Below are 16,229 nucleotides of genomic sequence, written 5' to 3' on the forward strand. Positions count from 1 at the left end.
ACCCGGGCACCGGTTCCCCCTCACTCTCCCGGGGCTTTTGCCGCAGGCGCCAGCGTAGTATTTCGCGACCCACCCCGTCCGGAGCCGGCCAGCATCCGTTGTTGGCTTTTACGGCTGTACCAGCACAGCAGAACACCAAACGCCATGATGGAGGAGGTGATGGCAAATACCACCTGGAAGCCTCCTGTCCATTCGATGACCAGCCCCGCCGCGGCCGGGCCGATCAGCTGTCCGATGGCAAAGAAAAGAGTGACATAACTTACCGCGATGGGCGCCAGGCGGGGGTGTACGGTTTCGGTGGAGGCGGCCAGTACCGAGGTAAACAGTCCCGAGACGCAAAGACCCATGATGATGTAGTGTGCCGCGAATGCCGGCAGAGTAGGGGAGATCACCGGCAGGGCCATGGCGCCGGAACAGAAGGTCATGCAGAGCACCAGGGCATTTGAGCGTCCCAGGCGGTCGGATATCCAGCCCCAGAACGGTCCGGCAATCATTCCCAGCAGGCCCATGCCGGCCGCCAGGCGTCCGGCGGTCAGGGTGGGTACGCCGGACTCCAGGGCATAGCTGAACATGAAGATGGTCTGGACGATGTAGGTCGTTCCGACCACTCCGTAGATCAGTCCCACGTTAATGACGTGGGCATTGCGATAGACACCGGAGCGGGCCGCCGGGACCGGCTCTGAGGGACTTCCACTGCCCCCACCCCGGGGCGGATTTCTCAGGAATGCCGCCACCACCAGCGCCACGGTAAGGGCGGCGATGGCGAAGACACCCCACACCAGCCGCCATCCCTCCTCGGGGAAGCGGGTAGTGAGCCAGGGGACCAGTGCGCCTGCGATAAACAGGCCCAGCCCCACGCCACCATTGGCGAACCCGATCACCGCTCCCCGCTTTTCAGGGTACCAGCTGCCCAGCAGCGAGATCAGCGGCGTGTAACCGAATGCGGTGCCGAACCCCAGCATGGCCATCATCATCATACTGAGCCAGTAGTTGTCGGACAGCGCCAGCCCGGTGAATCCAAAGGCGGCGAAGCAGAGCCCCAGGAAGATGGCCTGCTTTCCCCCGTAGCGAGAGGCAAAAACCCCGGCCACCATCAGCAGGGTCAGATAGCCCAGGGCGGTCACCGTGCCCAGGTTGGCCGCCTGGGCATAACTGAGGCCCATTCCGTCACGCATGCCCGGAAGCACAAGGCCATAGGCCAGCCTGGCAAACACCACGAGGGTAATGGTGCACATCATGCCGGTGGCAACCATCAGCGGCAGCGGCGGACGGGTATCTTGGGTCATGGGAGGGGCACCGCGATGTTGTTAGTAGACTATCGAAAAGTAGGCGAATAAGGGAATAACGTCAATGATGCCTGTTCGTCGAGAGATATAGGCAGAGCATCGCGGCTGGAGGTCGGTTGGGCAAGCCGCGACGCCGGATGTTGCCCGACGCCACGGTGGCAGTGGTCCGGACCGGTGACTATTTCCGGCCGGCGGGGCAGGTCCTGATGCCGATCAGGGAATACAGCGGGCACAGGCCGATGGCGGCTGTCACCAGCGGTATCAGGCCAATCCAGCCCCAAGGTGTTTGCGGCCCCATGAATACTAGGCTCAGCAGGATGAGGCCGATAACGGCACGGATGGCGCGGTCGGCGGTTCCCATGTTCTTGGTCATGTCTGTGTCTCCTTCTGTTCAGTGGCTATGGTCACAGACCAATTTACCCTGACGACAGCAGAGGCTCAGTGATAAAGTCACATTGGTTATATGAATATTCATTTTCAGAGTGAGGGCGTTTCGTGGCGGATGAGCATGCTCTGATCCAGTGTCTTCCGGCCCACCTTCGCGAAGAGGCGATGGCTTCGGCCCAAAGGGTGCGTTTGAATCCGGGCGACATGGTGTTCCGGGCGGGGGATGGCTGTCGCGGCCTGCCAATGGTTCTGTCAGGCTCGGTGCGGGTGCAGATGCTGGGTGCGTCCGGGCACGGTATCGTACTTTATCGCATGGGGGCCGATGATCTATGTACACTGTCAATAGGATGTCTGATGGCGGGCCGCGGTTATCGGGCAGAGGCTCATGTGGAAGAACCGACTGAGGCCCTGTTACTGCCCAGCGTGGTCTTTGATCAACTGATGGCGCAATCGGGGGAGTTCCGGCAGCGGGTAATGGCGTCCTACGGTCGACGTCTTGATGATCTGATGCTTCTGGTCGAGGAGGTCGCCTTCGGAAGGATGGATCAGCGCCTGACGGGCTGGTTGCGCGCCCATGCGGTGGGTCGGCCGGCTGCTGTCACCCACCAGGCGCTGGCCGTAGAGCTGGGCACCGCCCGTGAGGTGATCAGCCGTCTGTTGAAGGAAATGGAGCGCCAGGGGCAGGTCAGGCTTGCCCGTGGCAAAGTGGAATATCTGGAGAGGTGATGTGATGAGTCAGCAACGGTATTTGTTGGTGGAAGGCCATGTTCAGGGTGTGTCGTTCCGGGCCTGCACCCAGGAGAAAGCGAATGAGCTGAACCTCCAGGGCTACGCCCGTAACCTTCCGGACGGGCGGGTGGAAATCGTTGCCGAGGGCTCCGAAGACGAGCTCGAGCAGTTCGAGGACTGGTGCTGGCAGGGGTCTCCCGCGGCGGAGGTTGCCACGGTGCGAAGCGAGTCCAGGCCCGCTACGGGAGGCTTCAGCGGTTTTGAAGTCCGCTGAAGCCGGGCTCCATCAGAGATTGGCTTCGGCGTACTCCGCGAGGACGGATCTGGGCACACCCTGAAGGTGGATATGGCCGCCATGACGGAAGCCCTTGAAACGCTCCGTCATGTAGGTCAGGCCGGAGCTTAGGCCGCTGAGATAAGGGGTGTCGATCTGGGCCAGGTTACCCAGGCAGATCACCTTGGAGCCGTTGCCCGCACGGGTGATGATGGTCTTGATCTGGTGGGGGGTCAGGTTCTGGCTCTCGTCGATGATGATCAGACTGTGCTGGAAACTGCGTCCGCGGATGTAATTCATGGATTTGAAGTGCAGTGGCACCTTGCTGAGGATGTAGTCCACGCTCGCGGTCATGTTCTCATCGTCTTCGTGGAGTGCCTCGAGGTTATCCACGATGGCGCCGAGCCAGGGCTCCATTTTCTCAGCCTCGGTGCCGGGCAGGAAACCGATGTCCTCATCCAGCCCCTGAGTGGAGCGGGTGGCGATGATGCGCTTGTACATCTTGCTGGCCACCGTCATCTCGATACAGGCGGCCAGCGCCAGAATGGTCTTGCCGGAACCGGCGGAGCCGGTCAGGTTGACCAAGTGAACCTCGGGGTCCAGCAGCAGGTGCAGTGCGATGGCCTGGTATATGTCCCGGGGAACCAGTCCCCACACTTCCTCGTCCAGAAGGTCCTGCCGGTGCAGGTCCTGTAGTACCAGGCGATCCTCGTCAATGTCGACCACCTTGCCTATAAAGCCCTGCTGGTCCAGCACAAACTCATTGATGTGGAGCCTGGTCAGCTCGCCTTCCCGCTTGAGGATATGCTCGGTGATGGCTTCCCGCTGCACGGTTTCCACCTTCTGGATCTTGTCCCAGAAGGAGTTGGGGAACTCGTGGTAGCCCTTGGGCAGAAGGTCGATGTCGTCCAGCAACTGGTCATTGTGATAGTCCTGGGCCTCGACCCCGAAGCCCCGGGCCTTCAACCTCATGTTGATGTCCTTGGTCACCAGGATGATATCCCGTGACTTGTATCTCGACTGCAGCTCCGCCAGGGTGTTGATTATCTTGTTGTCGTTCAGGTGTTCCGGCAGTGAGTCAGCGCCGGCATGACCGGTACTCATCAGGATGGATAGTGTGCCCAGCGGCTCCGCCTTCTTGGCCCGCACGATCGGGACGCCTTTTTCGATGATCTTGGGGCTGGCATCGCCCAGCACCTTGTCGATATTGCGAATCGCCTGACGGCAGTCCGCCGCCACCGCCTGTTTTCCGGACTTGAGGCTGTCGAGCTCTTCAAGGACCGTCATCGGAATGATGACATCGTGTTCTTCGAAATTGAGGAGGGCGTTGGGATCGTGAATCAGGACGTTGGTGTCAAGAACATACATTTTTCGGCGAGCTTGCGGTGCTCTGGGCATAGGGCGCAATACCTCTCTGGCAGGCGTTCAAACCCCTGAGGTCAGTCGCTGGCGGCGCAACGACGGGTCAGGGATTTGTCGGAGATCAGTTTGAGCATGTCGTAAGTGGTTATGATGCCGGTTATTTTCTGATCGTTTTTAACGAAGATCCGGTGCAGATGCTCTCCCATCATGATATCCGCAATGTCTCTCACCGGTGTGGATTCGTCAACCGAGAAAACCTGCGGCGTCATGATATCGCGAACTTCAACCGGTAAACGGGTCATTTCCTCAAGGAAGGCCAGGCGCAATCGTCTCGCCTCCCGTTGTTCCTCGGGCCCCAGTCTTGCCCAGGCTTTGGGTTTCCGGTCAGAGGACCAGCGGAATTCGGCGATGTCCTTGAGGGTGACGATGCCGACGATGTCGTTGTTGTCATCAACCACCGGGCTGCCGGTGATCTCATTCTCGGTAAGAAAACGGGCGAGGTGATCCATGGTCCAGGACGCCGATACGGCCTTTACGCTCGGGGTCATGATGTCACGGGCCAGAACGTTCATGTTGAGCCCCCATTCCATGAGAGGCGCCGGCGGGGCGCCGGCGTCCGTCGGCCCGGTAAGTGACTGACCGGGCCTGATTGCGGTTTATCGGCGTTCAGGCAGGGTGACGTTCAACTCCAGCACCGAACAGTCTTCATTTCGGTCCACTTCCACCTGAACCATGTCGTCATCAATCTGGACGTATTTGCGAATTACTGCAAGCAGTTCCTGCTGTAACTGAGGCAGGTAATCCGGCTGGTCCCGCTTGCCCCTTTCGTGGGCCACAATGATCTGCAGCCGCTCTTTGGCAACGCTGGCAGATCCGGTCTTGCGGGACCGGAAGTAGTCGAGGAAGCTCATCCTGTTTACCCCTTGAACATCCGAGCGAAGAAGCCTTTCTTCTGGGAATCCATGAAGCGGTGCTCCCGCTCCTCGCCCAGAAGCCGTGCCACGGCGTCGTCGTAAGCCTGACCGGCGTCGGTTTGTTCTTCAAGAATCACTGGCGTGCCCTGGTTCGAGGCATTGAGTACCACCTGGGACTCGGGAATCACACCCAGAAGGGGGATCGCCAGGATCTCCTCCACGTCCGCCACCGACAGCATCTCGCCTTTTTCAACGCGGCTCGGGTTGTAGCGGGTAAGCAGCAGATGCTCCCTGACCGGGTCCTGGTTCATCTCCGCGCGTCGGGACTTGCTCTGCAGGATGCCCAGGATACGGTCGGAGTCCCGAACGGATGACACCTCCGGGTTTGTGACCACGATGGCCTCGTCGGCGTAGTAAAGGGCCATCAGGGCGCCATGCTCGATGCCGGCGGGGGAGTCGCAGACGATGTAGTCAAAGGTCTCGGACAGCTGGTTGATGACCTTTTCCACGCCCTCCTTGGTCAGGGCCTCTTTCTCCCGGGTCTGGGAGGCGGGTAGGATGTAAAGGGTCTCGACCCGCTTGTCCCGGATCAGTGCCTGGTTGAGTGACGCCTCGCCCTGGATGACGTTGACGAAATCGTACACCACCCGCCGTTCACAGTTCATGATCAGATCGAGATTGCGCAGGCCCACGTCGAAATCGATAACCACCGTCTTGTGGCCGCGACGGGCGAGGCCCGTGCTGATAGAGGCGCTGGTGGTGGTTTTGCCCACCCCGCCCTTGCCTGATGTGACTACAATGATTCTAGCCAAGGTTGCGATCCTGTCTGCTGATGTTGGATTTGCGGGGGTTTCAGGCACGGTCCAGCGGTGTCACCACCAGCAGGTCGTCCCTGAGCTGGATCTGCACCGGGGCTTTCCAGCCGGTCGCCTGCAGATCTTCCGAAATTTTATAATGGCCGGCAATGGATACAAGCTCCGCCTCCAGAGACTGGCAGAATACCCGTGCTTCCTCCAGCCCGTTGACACCGGCCAGGGCCCTGCCGCGAAGCGGACCGTAGACGTGAATGTTACCTGCCGCCAGCACCTCTGCGCCAGCCTGCACTGAAGCCAGAACGATTAAATCCCCTTCAGGGGCATAAACCTGCTGGCCGGAGCGCACCGGCTGAGTGACAACCCGTGCCGCCGCGGGGTTGGCAGAGACCGGACGGGCCCCCACCGGCTCCAGTGCCGGCTCCGCTTCGGGTGCCTGCTCCGGAGCTGTGGCTTCACGGTCACCGCGACCGCTTCCCGGCAGCACCGCCAGAGCCGCGTTGCGAGCCAGTCGGCGCTGATCGTCGTTACCGCCCCGTACCCCGACCACGTGAATATTATGCCGGCGGCAGATGCCCAGCAGCTTGAAAAAGTCCAGCTCGCCGGTCGGTCCCTCGAAGTGGTCCAGGCTGACGATAATGGGGATATCGCGGAAAAAACCGGGAGCCTGACGGATCTTGTCCCGCAGGGTGGCTTCAAAGGAGTCGGTATCGAAGTAGGCCAGCTCGAGGGCGGTCAGGGAAACAGTGGTACTCTTGAGCTGAAATGCCGGCCTTTCTGCGGCCTGCGGGGCATCGGTCATTCCTGGATTTCCTGGGTTGAGGGGTTCTTGTCGACGGCCGGTCTCAGGACCGGTCCCTCGAAGCGGATACCGGACCAGCCGGTGGTCATGAACTGGCGGATGTTGCCATGGTTGCTGCCGGCCGGATCGTCCAGCACGGACCTGTAGTGGCGGCCGAACAGGGACAGGGTCTGGGCTTCACCGAGATTGCCGAACTGGCCCAGGGCGAAAATCCTGCAGGAGCCTTCGTTCTCGCCCGGCCTGTTGTAGAGCGGGCCATTATGGAAACCGGCGGGAAGATAGTCGAAGTAGCGCTCCAGCAAAGTGAGCGTGTCCTCAAAATCGGAGTGACCCGCATCCAGGGAAGCCAGATGGATCCTCAGGGCTTCGTTCAGATTCATCCGTCATGTTCTCCCGTGTGGGGCTGCTTGGGACCTTTCTGGTACTTTGCCTTCCAGTCATCATAGGCCATGCCGTAAATGTGCTCACGGGCTTCGGGATCCGACAGTTCGATACCACGCTCGGCGGCCTCGGTCCGGACCCACTTTGACAGGCAGTTGCGGCAGAACCCGGCCAGGTTCATCAGGTCCAGGTTCTGCACCTCCGGGTGCTCCCGCAGATGATTGACCAGGCGGCGAAAGGCGGCCGCCTCGATTTCGGTCCGGGTCTGACCCGAGAGTTGATCGTTCATGTTAGTGAGTTCCTGTTCCCTGAATGTCTGACATTCTCGGCAAGATACCATAAGATACAAGGCTGTACGTTTATACAGATGCAAGACATGACGCAGCGCAAGATCATCCACATCGACTGCGACTGTTTTTACGCCGCCGTGGAAATGCGTGACGACCCGTCCCTGCGGGAGGTCCCCATTGCCGTGGGCGGGCAGGGCGGTCGCGGCGTGGTCACCACCTGTAACTACCGGGCGCGGGCTTTCGGCGTCCGGTCCGCCATGCCGGGCGGAGAGGCCCGCCGGCTGTGCCCCGACCTGGTAATGGTGCCCCTCGACATGGCGAAATATCGTGATGTGTCCCGCCAGGTGATGGCCATTTTCCGCGAGATAACCGAACTGGTCGAACCCCTGTCCCTGGACGAGGCTTTTCTCGATGTGAGTGAAGTGGAGGCCTTTCAGGGAAGTGCCACCCTGATCGCCCGCCACATCCGCGAGCAGGTTCATGAGCGAATCGGTATCACGGTCTCGGCCGGAGTGGCGCCAAACAAGTTTCTGGCCAAGATCGCCAGCGACTGGAACAAGCCGGACGGCCTGTTCGTGATCACGCCGGAGCAGATTGCCGGGTTTGTTGCGGCGTTGCCGGTGGAGAAACTGTTTGGCGTGGGCAGGGTGACAGCCGGCAAGCTTCACGATATGGGAATCCGCACCTGCCAGGATCTGCAGGGTGTCGGACAGCCTGAACTGGCCAGGGTCTTTGGCAAGCAGGGCCTGCGGCTGTGGGAAATGGCCCATGGCCACGATGAGCGTGAGGTGGTGGTGACCCGCATCGCCAAGTCGGTGAGTGTGGAGCGCACCTTTGCCCGGGACCTGCCTGGCAAGGACGCATGCCTGCAGGTGATGCAGGGGCTGGTGGATGACCTGCACCGGCGCCTCGAGCGCAAGAGCGGCAGCAAACCCCTGCACAAGCTGGTTATCAAGATCCGTTACAGCGATTTTTCCACCCACACCCTGGAGCGGGTCCGGGAGCCGGGCTCGGGAGCATTGCCGGTAATGGATGAATTTCTGCCATTGCTGGACGAACTGGTAACGGACGAAGAGCGGCCGGTCCGTCTGCTGGGGGTCGGGGTGCGGTTCCGGGACGATACCGCGCCGGTCACCCAGCTTAGGCTTTTCGAGTAGAGCGCCTCAGCCAGGTTCTGCGAACATCGCCAGCAGCGGTTCCGCACCCCCGGTCATGGTGAGTAACCCGATCACAAAGCCAATGACCGCGCCCGCGAACACATCACTCGGGTAGTGCAGACCGAGCACCACCCGAGACGCCGCCACCATCAGGGTGAATGGCAGCACCAGGAGCGCGATTGCCGGGAGGGACATGGCAAGAACCGTGGTAAAACAGACCGCATGGAGGGTGTGGCCCGAGGGGAAACTGTAGCGGTCCAGCGGCTGTGTGCCACAATGGATGGTGGGAAAGGAGATGAATGGCCGCTCCCGCACCAGAAAGCGCTTGAGCAGCTTGTAGGTCAGCGTGCAGCTTAACCCGGCGGCGGTCATCAGCAGGGCCACGGCGAGGCCTTCCCGGGGATAGAGCAGCGGCAGTGCCAGAATCAGTCCGTACCAGAGCCAGCCATCGCCCAGCCGGCTTATCACCTGGAACCACATCAGCACCGGGCGAAACCGGAGGCTGCGGTTAATGGAGCGGCAGAAGGCAAACTCCGCCTGGTCTACCTGCTCAAAGAAGCGTGATGCCCGGGGTGATGGCATGATAGCGGGCTCTCCTGTCGGAATTGAGGGTAAGCTGTTCGAACTGTTCCACCTGGCTGGTCCAGTCCAGGTCCAGGGCGTCCAGGCGGGCCTGGCTGCGGATATTGCCCAGCAGGGTATTTTGCTGGGCCAGGGTCAGGGCGTGCTCCACAAAGGCGTCATCGTCCACCAGCGCTGCCATCATGCCGTTCTCCTGGTGTCGGATATGCTCGCTTGCGGCGGCGTCATCAAAGGCAACAACCGCAAGGCCACTTGCCATGGCTTCAGTGACGACATTGCCAAAGGTGTCGGTCTTGCTGGGAAACAGGAACAGGTCCCCGGAGGCGTAGTGCCTGGCCAGAGCGTCCCCTTTCTGTACACCGCAGAAAATGAATTCCGGATGCCGCTGTTCCAGCTTTGCTCTCAGCGGTCCCTCACCCACCAGAATGAATCGGGCGCGGGGATGCAGGGCCTGGATGCGCTCGAAGCAGGAAACCGCCAGCTGCAGATTCTTTTCAGGGGCAAGCCGACCCACGTAGAGCACTGCCCGGTCCTGGGGCTTCAGTCCCCAGCGTTCCCGGAGCAGCTCGTCCCGTCGCTGAGGGCTGAATCGCTGGCAGTCCACGCCGCGGCTCCAGGGAGCGACCGGGTGGATGCCCATGCCCTGTAGCCTGGCGCCCATCTGCCGGGTGGGCGCCAGGGTGAGGTCCGTACGATTGTGGAACCAGCGGCTGTAAAGGCGTAGTGCCGGTTCGAGGAATCCTGCGTGGTAGTGGCGGCAATAACGGTGGAAGTTGGTGTGAAATCCGGAACAGACCGTGATCCCCAGTTTCCGGGCGGCGTTGACTGCGGCTATTCCCAGGGGCCCCGGCGTGGCTACATAGACCGTGTCTGGCCGGCTTTGCTGCCAGAGCCTGCGCAGAGGGGCACTGCGGCTGACACCGAACTGCAGAGCCCTGTATCCCGGGAGGGGGATGCCCCCCACCGTGAAAACCTCCTGACAAAGGGAGGAACCGGAGCAGGCCTGGTTCCCTTCGTCCCTCTGCCGCGGCCGCACGACCTGGACCCGGTGGCCAGCCGCCATCAGGCCCTGGCACAGGTGCGTCAGGGTGTTGGCAACACCGTTGATTTCCGGTGCAAAGGTTTCGGAAACAATGGCGATATGACGACCTTGCTGGCGCTTACCACTGGCTGTACTCATTGGGGAACCCTGCTGGATGATTCAGGCGGTTGCGGGTAACCTCTTTGACTTTCAACAACAGTGCCGGCGGTTGGGGCATTGCGTTATACCCACTATGGAAAGAAAACATGACAGCGAAGCGTCAGCACCATGACATTGCGTTGAATCCGCGGGGCGCCCCTGGCGGGGCTTCAGGCCTGCGTTCGGAACAACCGCTGTAACCTGCACATTGACCGGAGGAAGAATGGAAAAGCGAAAATTGGGCCGCTCGGGTCTGGACGTCAGCATGATATGCCTGGGAACAATGACCTGGGGGGAGCAGAACACCGAACAGGAAGCCTTCGAGCAACTGGATTATGCGGTGGGCCAAGGCATCAACTTCATTGATACCGCCGAAATGTATCCGGTGCCGCCCAGAGCGGAAACCCAGGGCCTGACCGAACAGTACCTGGGCAACTGGCTGGCAAGGCGCGGTCGGCGCGATGATCTGGTGATCGCCTCGAAGGTGGCCGGGCCGGGTAATGGGCTGACCTATCTGCGCAACGGGCCGCGGCTCTCCCGCGACCATATTCGTGCCGCCTGCGAGAGCAGCCTGAAACGCCTGCAGACAGATTACATTGATCTCTATCAGGTGCACTGGCCGGACCGGAACGCCAACTTCTTTGGAAAGCTCGCCTACCGCCACAAGGAGCCCGAGGAGTTCACCCCTATCGAGGAAACCCTGGGCGCCCTGGACGAACTGGTCAAAGAGGGCAAGATCCGTCATGTGGGACTTTCCAACGAGACCGCCTGGGGCACCATGAAGTACGTTCAACTGGCCGAGCAGAAAGGCTGGGCCCGTCCGGTCAGTATCCAGAATCCCTACAACCTCCTGAACCGCACCTTTGAACTGGCACTGGCGGAGGTCGCCCATCGGGAGGATGTGGGGCTGCTGGCCTATTCGCCCCTTGCCTTCGGCATGCTGACGGGCAAGTACCTGGGCGGCCGGCGTCCGGATAATGCCCGGATAACGCTGTTCGAGCGGTTCGTCCGGTATCTGGGTGAGCGGGCAGAGCGAGCGACCGCCGCCTATTGCGATCTCGCCCGTGAGCACGGGCTGACCCCTGCCCAGCTTGCCCTGGCCTGGGTCAACAGTCGCAGCTTCGTCACCAGCAACATCATTGGCGCGACAACCATGGACCAGCTGAAGGAGAACATTGACTCCCATGAGATCATCCTCAGCGATGAATTGCGCCGGGCTCTGGAAGAGCTCCATCAGGAATTCACCTACCCCTGCCCCTGAGGTTGCCGCCGGTCTCCGCTTCACAGAAGCGGAGACTCTTTGCCACTGCTGCTGCCCCATCCCCCGCCGGAAGAAAGCCTGAACGGGGACGCGACACCTCCTGTTACAAAGCGTCACAAAACACTGCCAAATCCCCCGGTTCACTGTGCTGAAAATCACAGAGTTACGTCAGTAAACCATTAGACTTGAGTCATGAAGGTTATTACCATTCGCCGCGCTCACTTACTGGCTGGAACCCCATGATCATTCGCCTCTTTATCGCACTGCTTGTCCTGAATACGTTGGCCTTCGTCGTCCGTGCAGAGGCCGGCGAACGGGAGGCCCTCCCCAATCAGATCTATCAGGGCAGTTCCGCTGAAATTCAGGACCGGATGTCCGGTGATTTTGTCTATGACGGTCAGGATGCCCTGATGGACCTGGGATCGATGTTTCTGAGTTGGCGGCTGTCCGGCGAGCCAGGTCGTTCAGGCCGGCACTACGCCTCGGAGTCGGTTCATGCCGAGCACTCCATTGCCCTGATCAACGATGGCGCAGCGCTCAATCTGCAGTGGAAGTTCTGATTCCTCCCCCCAACCTGAAAACTCATCCGCCTTCAATCGGCGTCCGCATTTGTCAGGCCCCGACTGCCATGGGATGATCACGCTGGTGAATCATTCCGAGGGAGGGCAAGGACAATCATGTCATACGCACCGGACAGCTTGAGAAAAGACACGCCCGAAGCCTGCGTTGAAGCGGTCATCCAGAAGGTTGGGAAAAAGATCGTGCTGGGTCTGCCCCTGGGGCTCGGTAAACCGGTCAGGCTGGCAAATGCGCTCTATGAGCGAGCCAGGCAGGATCCCTCCATTGATCTCCACATCGTTACCGCCATCTCTCTGCTGGCTCCGAAAGGCAGCTCTTCCCTGGAAAAGCGTTTTCTCGAACCCTTCGTTCGGCGGCTTTACGGCGATGTGCCGGAGCTGGCCTACGCCCGGGATGTGCTCGACCAACGTCTGCCGGCAAATGTGCGGGTTTCGGAATTCTTCTTCAAGGCGGGTGATTTCATAGGAAATGAGGAGCAGCAACGCCATTACGTCTGCACCAATTACACCCACGCTGTCCGTGACCTGCTCGCCCAGGGCATCAACGTGGTTTTCCAGATGGTGGCGCCGCCCGCCGAAGCCGGCGGAGATCTCAGCCTCAGCTGCAACCCGGACCTGACCCTCGACCTGTTGCCTGAACTCCGGCGACAGCAGGAGGCAGGCCGCAAGGTGGCGGTGGTGGGTGAGCTGAACGGCTCGCTGCCCTGGTTCGGGCACGATGCGGCCATAGGGGCCCCGGCCTTCGACCTGCTGCTCGAGCAGCCACAAACCGACTACCCCCTGTTTCCGGTGCCCCAGTCCTCGATCAGCCCGGCGGATCATATGATCGGGTTCTACGCCAGCACCCTGCTGCGGGATGGTGGCACGCTTCAGGTGGGTATTGGCTCACTCGGAGCTGCGGTGGTTCACAGCACAATCCTCAGGCACCAGCACAACGACCAGTGGCAGGCCCTTTACGACAAACTGCGGGTTGCGACCCGTTTCCCGTTCGTGACCACGGAGGGCGACCGGGGGCCGTTCCGGGAGGGGCTTTACGGCTGCAGCGAGATGATGGTTGACGGATTCCTGTACCTGATGGAAGCCGGCATCCTGAAGCGCAAGGTCTACGACGATCTGGAGGATCAGGAACGGTCCAACCGGGGTGAGGCAGTATCAGCCGCCGGTGTGGTCATGCACGGCGGGTTTTTCCTGGGGCCAAGGGACTTCTATCAGAAGCTGCGGGGGCTCAGTGAGCAGGAACGCAGCCGGATTTCCATGACCAGCGTGAATTTCATCAATGACCTGTACGACCACCGTTTCGGCAGCCAGCGTCTCAAGGCAGCCCAGCGACAGGATGCCCGTTTCATCAACTCAGCGATGATGCACACGCTGTCCGGTGCCGCAATCTCCGACGGTCTGGAGGATGGCCGGGTAATCAGCGGAGTCGGTGGCCAATACAACTTTGTCGCCATGGCCCACGCCCTGGCCAATGCCCGGTCGATTATCACGCTGCGCAGTACCCGGGAGAAGCATGGCGAGACCGTATCCAACATCGTATTCAGCTATGGCCACTGCACCATTCCGCGACACCTTCGGGATATTGTGATCACCGAATATGGCATTGCCGACCTCAGGGGCAAGCCGGACGAAGAAGTCTATCTGGCCATGATTCACATTGCCGACGCCCGTTTTCAGCCGTCGCTCCTGAAACAGGCCCAGAAGGCCGGGAAAGTCAGAAAGGATTTCTCTTTACCTTCCTCCTGGCAGGAGAACACGCCGGACCAGCTCCGGCGCGCCCTTGAATCCATCGGCGGAGGTGACGCCTTCCCTGCTTTTCCCTTCGGTTGCGATTTTACCGACGAGGAACTGGTTCTGGGCAGGGCACTTCAGGGCCTGAAGTCGGCGACGGCGTCCACTCGTGGTAAGCTGCGCACCTTTGCCAGGGCAGTCAGAGCAGACACGAAAGGGCCGGAGCTCGACCCTTACATGGAGCGTATGGGGCTGACCTCCGGCGGTGGTTTCGGTGCCATGCTCGACAGACGTCTGCTGGCCGTGGCGCTGGCGGACGCCGGCGTCCTCGATGATTCCAATGAGAAGAGTGACTGATGCGAAGACCCATGATCTACACCGTTCACTACCGGCTGAAAAACCCCCAGGGCGAGGTGGTGGACACCTCGGAAGGCGGGGAACCCCTGCACTTCCTGGAGGGCTCGACGGGCGTCATCGAGGGCATCCAGAAAGCCGTCAGCGGTCGCTCACCGGGAGATTGCCTGGAAGTGACGATACCGGCGGCCCTCGCCTATGGCGAACATCAGCCGGAGCTGGTGCGCAAGGTGCCCCGCTCGGCCTTTGAAGGCGTGGAAAACCTCCAGGTCGGCATGACCTTCCAGACCAATACCGGCGATGAGGCTCAGGTGGTCAAGGTGGTAGGGATGGATGGCAACCTGGTGCGGGTGGACGCGAATCATCCGCTGGCCGGCTTCACCCTCTATTTCGATCTTGAAATCATTGATGCCCGGGAGGCGACCGACGACGAGGTGGCCGCCGGACAACCGCTCACCCCGGCGCTCTGATGGCTCCGGCGAAGACCCTCGACGATGACGTCGCGCACGCGGTTGCTCAGCTCGCGGGCGCTTTCCCCTGGCCCGGGTGTCACCGCTTCGTGCCAGGTGACACGGACTTCCGGCGCCGGCGCGGCCAGCAGGCGAAACAGGTGATGGTGAAACTCATCGTCACCAATGAACGGTGAGATGTGGCACGGGTCACTACCTCTCAGATAGGCGAGACTGACCGGAACAATCGGTACGCCGGCCGAACCCGCCGCCCCGATCAGCCTCGGGAAGAAGGGCAGGACGGTGAGACCAGCGGAGGTGGTGCCTTCCAGCTGCACCAGTAACTCGGCGCAACGACACTCCGGATCCCAGCAGGGTTCGCCGCAGACCCTTGCCCCCAATCGCATGTAGGCGCGAATCAGCGCCGGGATCTCTACCGGCCGGTCCGGGACCGGCTGGGTCAGATGGGGCAGGGAACGGCGCGGCCAGACCCGGTCGCTGTCAGCGCAAAGATACCGGTCCTGGAGGTGGTGGGCAATACGCCAGGCACGGAGGCCGCCGTCCGACATTCCGATACTGGCGCAGCCGATGACGCGATCAATCCGGTACTCAGTTGGCCAGGTTGCCAGCGCCAGGCAGGGAATCCGGGAATTAACCAGACGGGACACCAGGCGCTGTGGCGACACTTCCATAAACTGCTATCTTTTGTGACAGTGAGTAGCATTGTGTTGTGCCAATGTAATTGTTCAGCCAGTATGTATAATTGAGCCTAGAGAAACGGGGTAAGCTCCTGAGTTTGCAGGATACCGGTGAAAACCGGCGGTGCCGGCCGGGAGCGATATGTTCAGGTGCGCAGGGTGGCATCAAGTCAATGGCGCCCGTAACGGATAACAACACAAGAAGAGATGGACGGCGTGGAACAGACAAACGAAGGTTGGCGTATCCTCATCGTGGAGGATGACGAACGTTTGGCAGACCTGACCCGGGAATACCTGGAGAGTAATGGTCTGGTGGTTAGTCATGAGAGCCACGGCGGTAACGCGGTGGAGCGTATACGTAATGAAAACCCGGATCTGGTGGTCCTCGACCTGATGCTGCCGGGGGAAGACGGACTTTCCATCTGCCGGCGGGTCCGGCCCTTCTATCAGGGGCCTATCATCATGCTGACTGCCCGCAGCGAGGATCTGGACCAGGTCCTCGGTCTCGAAATGGGGGCTGACGATTATGTTGGTAAGCCCGTCAAGCCCAGAGTGCTGCTTGCCAGGATCCGGGCACTTCTGCGCAGGGCCGGCGGTTCAGCCGCCGGTGAAGAGACCGGCCGGGGCGGCAAGTCCGACGAAGAACCGGTGCGCCTGCAGTTCAATGATCTCGTGGTGGACCGTTCCATGCGTGAGGCCTGGCTGAACGACGAAAGCATAGACCTTACCAGTGCCGAGTTCGATCTGCTCTGGCTCTTGGCCAGAAGTGCCGGCCGGGTACTGAGCCGCGAAGAGATCTTCACGGCCCTGCGTGGAATCGAATACGATGGCCAGGATCGTTCCATTGATGTCAGGGTATCCAGGATCCGGCCGAAGATCGGCGACGATCCGGTACATCCACGGCGAATCAAGACCGTTCGCAGCAAAGGCTACCTGTTCGTCAAGGAAGCCTGAATGAAGACCCGGGTGGTGCGGTCATCCGGCTGCACCGCCAGAGCCAGGCGT

At 60.8% G+C, this 16,229-nt stretch carries 20 protein-coding genes; 8 read left to right on the top strand and 12 right to left on the bottom strand.

The genetic code is table 11. The features are described from left to right. Nucleotides 1–20: 20 nt before the first annotated feature. The gene (locus BM346_RS13425) at nucleotides 21–1,286 is read right to left on the bottom strand and encodes an MFS transporter (protein ID WP_092014092.1); all 1,266 of its coding nucleotides are present in this window, start codon (nucleotides 1,284–1,286) and stop codon (nucleotides 21–23) included. Between the two features lie 178 nt (nucleotides 1,287–1,464). Then, nucleotides 1,465–1,659, bottom strand: a complete 195-nt coding sequence (locus BM346_RS13430; RefSeq protein WP_092014095.1) for a YgaP family membrane protein — start codon at nucleotides 1,657–1,659, stop codon at nucleotides 1,465–1,467. Between the two features lie 122 nt (nucleotides 1,660–1,781). Between BM346_RS13430 and BM346_RS13435 the strand changes: the two genes are divergently transcribed. Together BM346_RS13435 and BM346_RS13440 are read left to right on the top strand one after the other, a co-directional pair. Next, entirely contained in the window at nucleotides 1,782–2,399 is a 618-nt protein-coding gene (locus BM346_RS13435; RefSeq protein ID WP_227663009.1) for a Crp/Fnr family transcriptional regulator, read from the top strand. Nucleotides 2,400–2,403: 4 nt separating this feature from the next. After that, nucleotides 2,404–2,676 carry an acylphosphatase gene (locus BM346_RS13440; RefSeq protein ID WP_092014098.1) on the top strand — a complete coding sequence of 91 codons (273 nt, stop codon included), beginning with the start codon at nucleotides 2,404–2,406 and terminating at the stop codon, nucleotides 2,674–2,676. A gap of 12 nt (nucleotides 2,677–2,688) precedes the next feature. Here the strand turns inward: BM346_RS13440 and BM346_RS13445 are convergent, their stop codons facing one another. From BM346_RS13445 to BM346_RS13475, 7 genes are all read right to left on the bottom strand, one after another. Beyond that, nucleotides 2,689–4,074 (bottom strand): PhoH family protein, encoded by a 1,386-nt coding sequence (locus tag BM346_RS13445; protein ID WP_206675729.1) that lies wholly within the window; start codon nucleotides 4,072–4,074, stop codon nucleotides 2,689–2,691. A gap of 41 nt (nucleotides 4,075–4,115) precedes the next feature. Next, nucleotides 4,116–4,610, bottom strand: a complete 495-nt coding sequence (locus tag BM346_RS13450; protein ID WP_092015011.1) for a CBS domain-containing protein — start codon at nucleotides 4,608–4,610, stop codon at nucleotides 4,116–4,118. An 84-nt stretch (nucleotides 4,611–4,694) separates the two neighbouring features. Then, nucleotides 4,695–4,949: a cell division topological specificity factor MinE gene (minE, locus tag BM346_RS13455; protein ID WP_092014104.1), complete on the bottom strand. Its 255-nt coding sequence runs from the start codon at nucleotides 4,947–4,949 to the stop codon at nucleotides 4,695–4,697. Nucleotides 4,950–4,954: 5 nt separating this feature from the next. Continuing rightward, a complete protein-coding gene (minD, locus tag BM346_RS13460; protein WP_092014107.1) occupies nucleotides 4,955–5,764 on the bottom strand; it encodes a septum site-determining protein MinD in 810 nt (269 codons plus the stop codon). Nucleotides 5,765–5,804: 40 nt separating this feature from the next. Further along, on the bottom strand, nucleotides 5,805–6,566 hold the full coding sequence (minC, locus tag BM346_RS13465) for a septum site-determining protein MinC (protein WP_092014110.1): 762 nt from the start codon (nucleotides 6,564–6,566) through the stop codon (nucleotides 5,805–5,807). Next, a complete protein-coding gene (locus BM346_RS13470) occupies nucleotides 6,563–6,946 on the bottom strand; it encodes a HopJ type III effector protein (protein WP_092014113.1) in 384 nt (127 codons plus the stop codon). The genes minC and BM346_RS13470 overlap by 4 nt, the downstream gene beginning before the upstream one ends. Next, a complete protein-coding gene (locus BM346_RS13475) occupies nucleotides 6,943–7,236 on the bottom strand; it encodes a DUF1244 domain-containing protein (protein WP_092014116.1) in 294 nt (97 codons plus the stop codon). Before BM346_RS13475 ends, BM346_RS13470 begins: the two co-directional genes overlap by 4 nt. An 87-nt stretch (nucleotides 7,237–7,323) precedes the next feature. Between BM346_RS13475 and dinB the strand changes: the two genes are divergently transcribed. Next, a complete protein-coding gene (gene dinB, locus BM346_RS13480) occupies nucleotides 7,324–8,394 on the top strand; it encodes a DNA polymerase IV (protein WP_092014119.1) in 1,071 nt (356 codons plus the stop codon). Nucleotides 8,395–8,400: 6 nt separating this feature from the next. On the opposite strand, the gene BM346_RS13485 is transcribed toward dinB, so the two are convergent. Then, on the bottom strand, nucleotides 8,401–8,976 hold the full coding sequence (locus BM346_RS13485; protein ID WP_174805183.1) for a phosphatase PAP2 family protein: 576 nt from the start codon (nucleotides 8,974–8,976) through the stop codon (nucleotides 8,401–8,403). Continuing rightward, a complete protein-coding gene (locus BM346_RS13490) occupies nucleotides 8,945–10,156 on the bottom strand; it encodes a glycosyltransferase family 4 protein (protein WP_092014124.1) in 1,212 nt (403 codons plus the stop codon). Before BM346_RS13490 ends, BM346_RS13485 begins: the two co-directional genes overlap by 32 nt. 223 nt (nucleotides 10,157–10,379) lie before the next feature. Here BM346_RS13490 and BM346_RS13495 point away from each other — a divergent pair, with 223 nt between their 5' ends. The 4 genes from BM346_RS13495 (at nucleotide 10,380) to BM346_RS13510 (ending at nucleotide 14,547) form a co-directional block, all read left to right on the top strand. Then, a complete protein-coding gene (locus BM346_RS13495) occupies nucleotides 10,380–11,417 on the top strand; it encodes an NADP(H)-dependent aldo-keto reductase (RefSeq protein WP_092014127.1) in 1,038 nt (345 codons plus the stop codon). Between the two features lie 239 nt (nucleotides 11,418–11,656). Continuing rightward, nucleotides 11,657–11,977: a hypothetical protein gene (locus BM346_RS13500; protein ID WP_092014130.1), complete on the top strand. Its 321-nt coding sequence runs from the start codon at nucleotides 11,657–11,659 to the stop codon at nucleotides 11,975–11,977. A gap of 117 nt (nucleotides 11,978–12,094) precedes the next feature. Continuing rightward, nucleotides 12,095–14,080, top strand: a complete 1,986-nt coding sequence (locus BM346_RS13505; RefSeq protein WP_092014133.1) for an acetyl-CoA hydrolase/transferase C-terminal domain-containing protein — start codon at nucleotides 12,095–12,097, stop codon at nucleotides 14,078–14,080. Next, nucleotides 14,080–14,547: an FKBP-type peptidyl-prolyl cis-trans isomerase gene (locus tag BM346_RS13510; RefSeq protein ID WP_092014135.1), complete on the top strand. Its 468-nt coding sequence runs from the start codon at nucleotides 14,080–14,082 to the stop codon at nucleotides 14,545–14,547. The genes BM346_RS13505 and BM346_RS13510 overlap by 1 nt, the downstream gene beginning before the upstream one ends. On the opposite strand, the gene BM346_RS18115 is transcribed toward BM346_RS13510, so the two are convergent. Next, nucleotides 14,463–15,218 (bottom strand): lysophospholipid acyltransferase family protein, encoded by a 756-nt coding sequence (locus tag BM346_RS18115; RefSeq protein WP_174805182.1) that lies wholly within the window; start codon nucleotides 15,216–15,218, stop codon nucleotides 14,463–14,465. The genes BM346_RS13510 and BM346_RS18115 overlap by 85 nt on opposite strands. Nucleotides 15,219–15,431: 213 nt before the next feature. Between BM346_RS18115 and BM346_RS13520 the strand changes: the two genes are divergently transcribed. Beyond that, nucleotides 15,432–16,178 (top strand): response regulator, encoded by a 747-nt coding sequence (locus tag BM346_RS13520; protein ID WP_092014138.1) that lies wholly within the window; start codon nucleotides 15,432–15,434, stop codon nucleotides 16,176–16,178. Nucleotides 16,179–16,229 lie beyond the last annotated feature (51 nt).

It is taken from the genome of Marinobacter daqiaonensis, from assembly GCF_900115285.1.
Taxonomy (GTDB): Bacteria; Pseudomonadota; Gammaproteobacteria; order Pseudomonadales; family Oleiphilaceae; genus Marinobacter; species Marinobacter daqiaonensis.

What these genes read in the sequence shown, in the direction of transcription:
- BM346_RS13450 (WP_092015011.1), bottom strand. Translation starts at nt 4,610, where the DNA reads ATGAACGTTCTGGCCCGTGACATCATGACCCCGAGCGTAAAGGCCGTA.
- BM346_RS13510 (WP_092014135.1), top strand. Translation starts at nt 14,080, where the DNA reads ATGCGAAGACCCATGATCTACACCGTTCACTACCGGCTGAAAAACCCC.
- BM346_RS13425 (WP_092014092.1), bottom strand. Translation starts at nt 1,286, where the DNA reads ATGACCCAAGATACCCGTCCGCCGCTGCCGCTGATGGTTGCCACCGGC.
- BM346_RS18115 (WP_174805182.1), bottom strand. Translation starts at nt 15,218, where the DNA reads ATGGAAGTGTCGCCACAGCGCCTGGTGTCCCGTCTGGTTAATTCCCGG.
- minE (WP_092014104.1), bottom strand. Translation starts at nt 4,949, where the DNA reads ATGAGCTTCCTCGACTACTTCCGGTCCCGCAAGACCGGATCTGCCAGC.
- minC (WP_092014110.1), bottom strand. Translation starts at nt 6,566, where the DNA reads ATGACCGATGCCCCGCAGGCCGCAGAAAGGCCGGCATTTCAGCTCAAG.
- BM346_RS13495 (WP_092014127.1), top strand. Translation starts at nt 10,380, where the DNA reads ATGGAAAAGCGAAAATTGGGCCGCTCGGGTCTGGACGTCAGCATGATA.
- BM346_RS13470 (WP_092014113.1), bottom strand. Translation starts at nt 6,946, where the DNA reads ATGAATCTGAACGAAGCCCTGAGGATCCATCTGGCTTCCCTGGATGCG.
- BM346_RS13475 (WP_092014116.1), bottom strand. Translation starts at nt 7,236, where the DNA reads ATGAACGATCAACTCTCGGGTCAGACCCGGACCGAAATCGAGGCGGCC.
- BM346_RS13490 (WP_092014124.1), bottom strand. Translation starts at nt 10,156, where the DNA reads ATGAGTACAGCCAGTGGTAAGCGCCAGCAAGGTCGTCATATCGCCATT.
- BM346_RS13445 (WP_206675729.1), bottom strand. Translation starts at nt 4,074, where the DNA reads ATGCCCAGAGCACCGCAAGCTCGCCGAAAAATGTATGTTCTTGACACC.
- BM346_RS13485 (WP_174805183.1), bottom strand. Translation starts at nt 8,976, where the DNA reads ATGCCATCACCCCGGGCATCACGCTTCTTTGAGCAGGTAGACCAGGCG.
- dinB (WP_092014119.1), top strand. Translation starts at nt 7,324, where the DNA reads ATGACGCAGCGCAAGATCATCCACATCGACTGCGACTGTTTTTACGCC.
- BM346_RS13430 (WP_092014095.1), bottom strand. Translation starts at nt 1,659, where the DNA reads ATGACCAAGAACATGGGAACCGCCGACCGCGCCATCCGTGCCGTTATC.
- BM346_RS13500 (WP_092014130.1), top strand. Translation starts at nt 11,657, where the DNA reads ATGATCATTCGCCTCTTTATCGCACTGCTTGTCCTGAATACGTTGGCC.
- BM346_RS13505 (WP_092014133.1), top strand. Translation starts at nt 12,095, where the DNA reads ATGTCATACGCACCGGACAGCTTGAGAAAAGACACGCCCGAAGCCTGC.
- BM346_RS13520 (WP_092014138.1), top strand. Translation starts at nt 15,432, where the DNA reads ATGGACGGCGTGGAACAGACAAACGAAGGTTGGCGTATCCTCATCGTG.
- BM346_RS13440 (WP_092014098.1), top strand. Translation starts at nt 2,404, where the DNA reads ATGAGTCAGCAACGGTATTTGTTGGTGGAAGGCCATGTTCAGGGTGTG.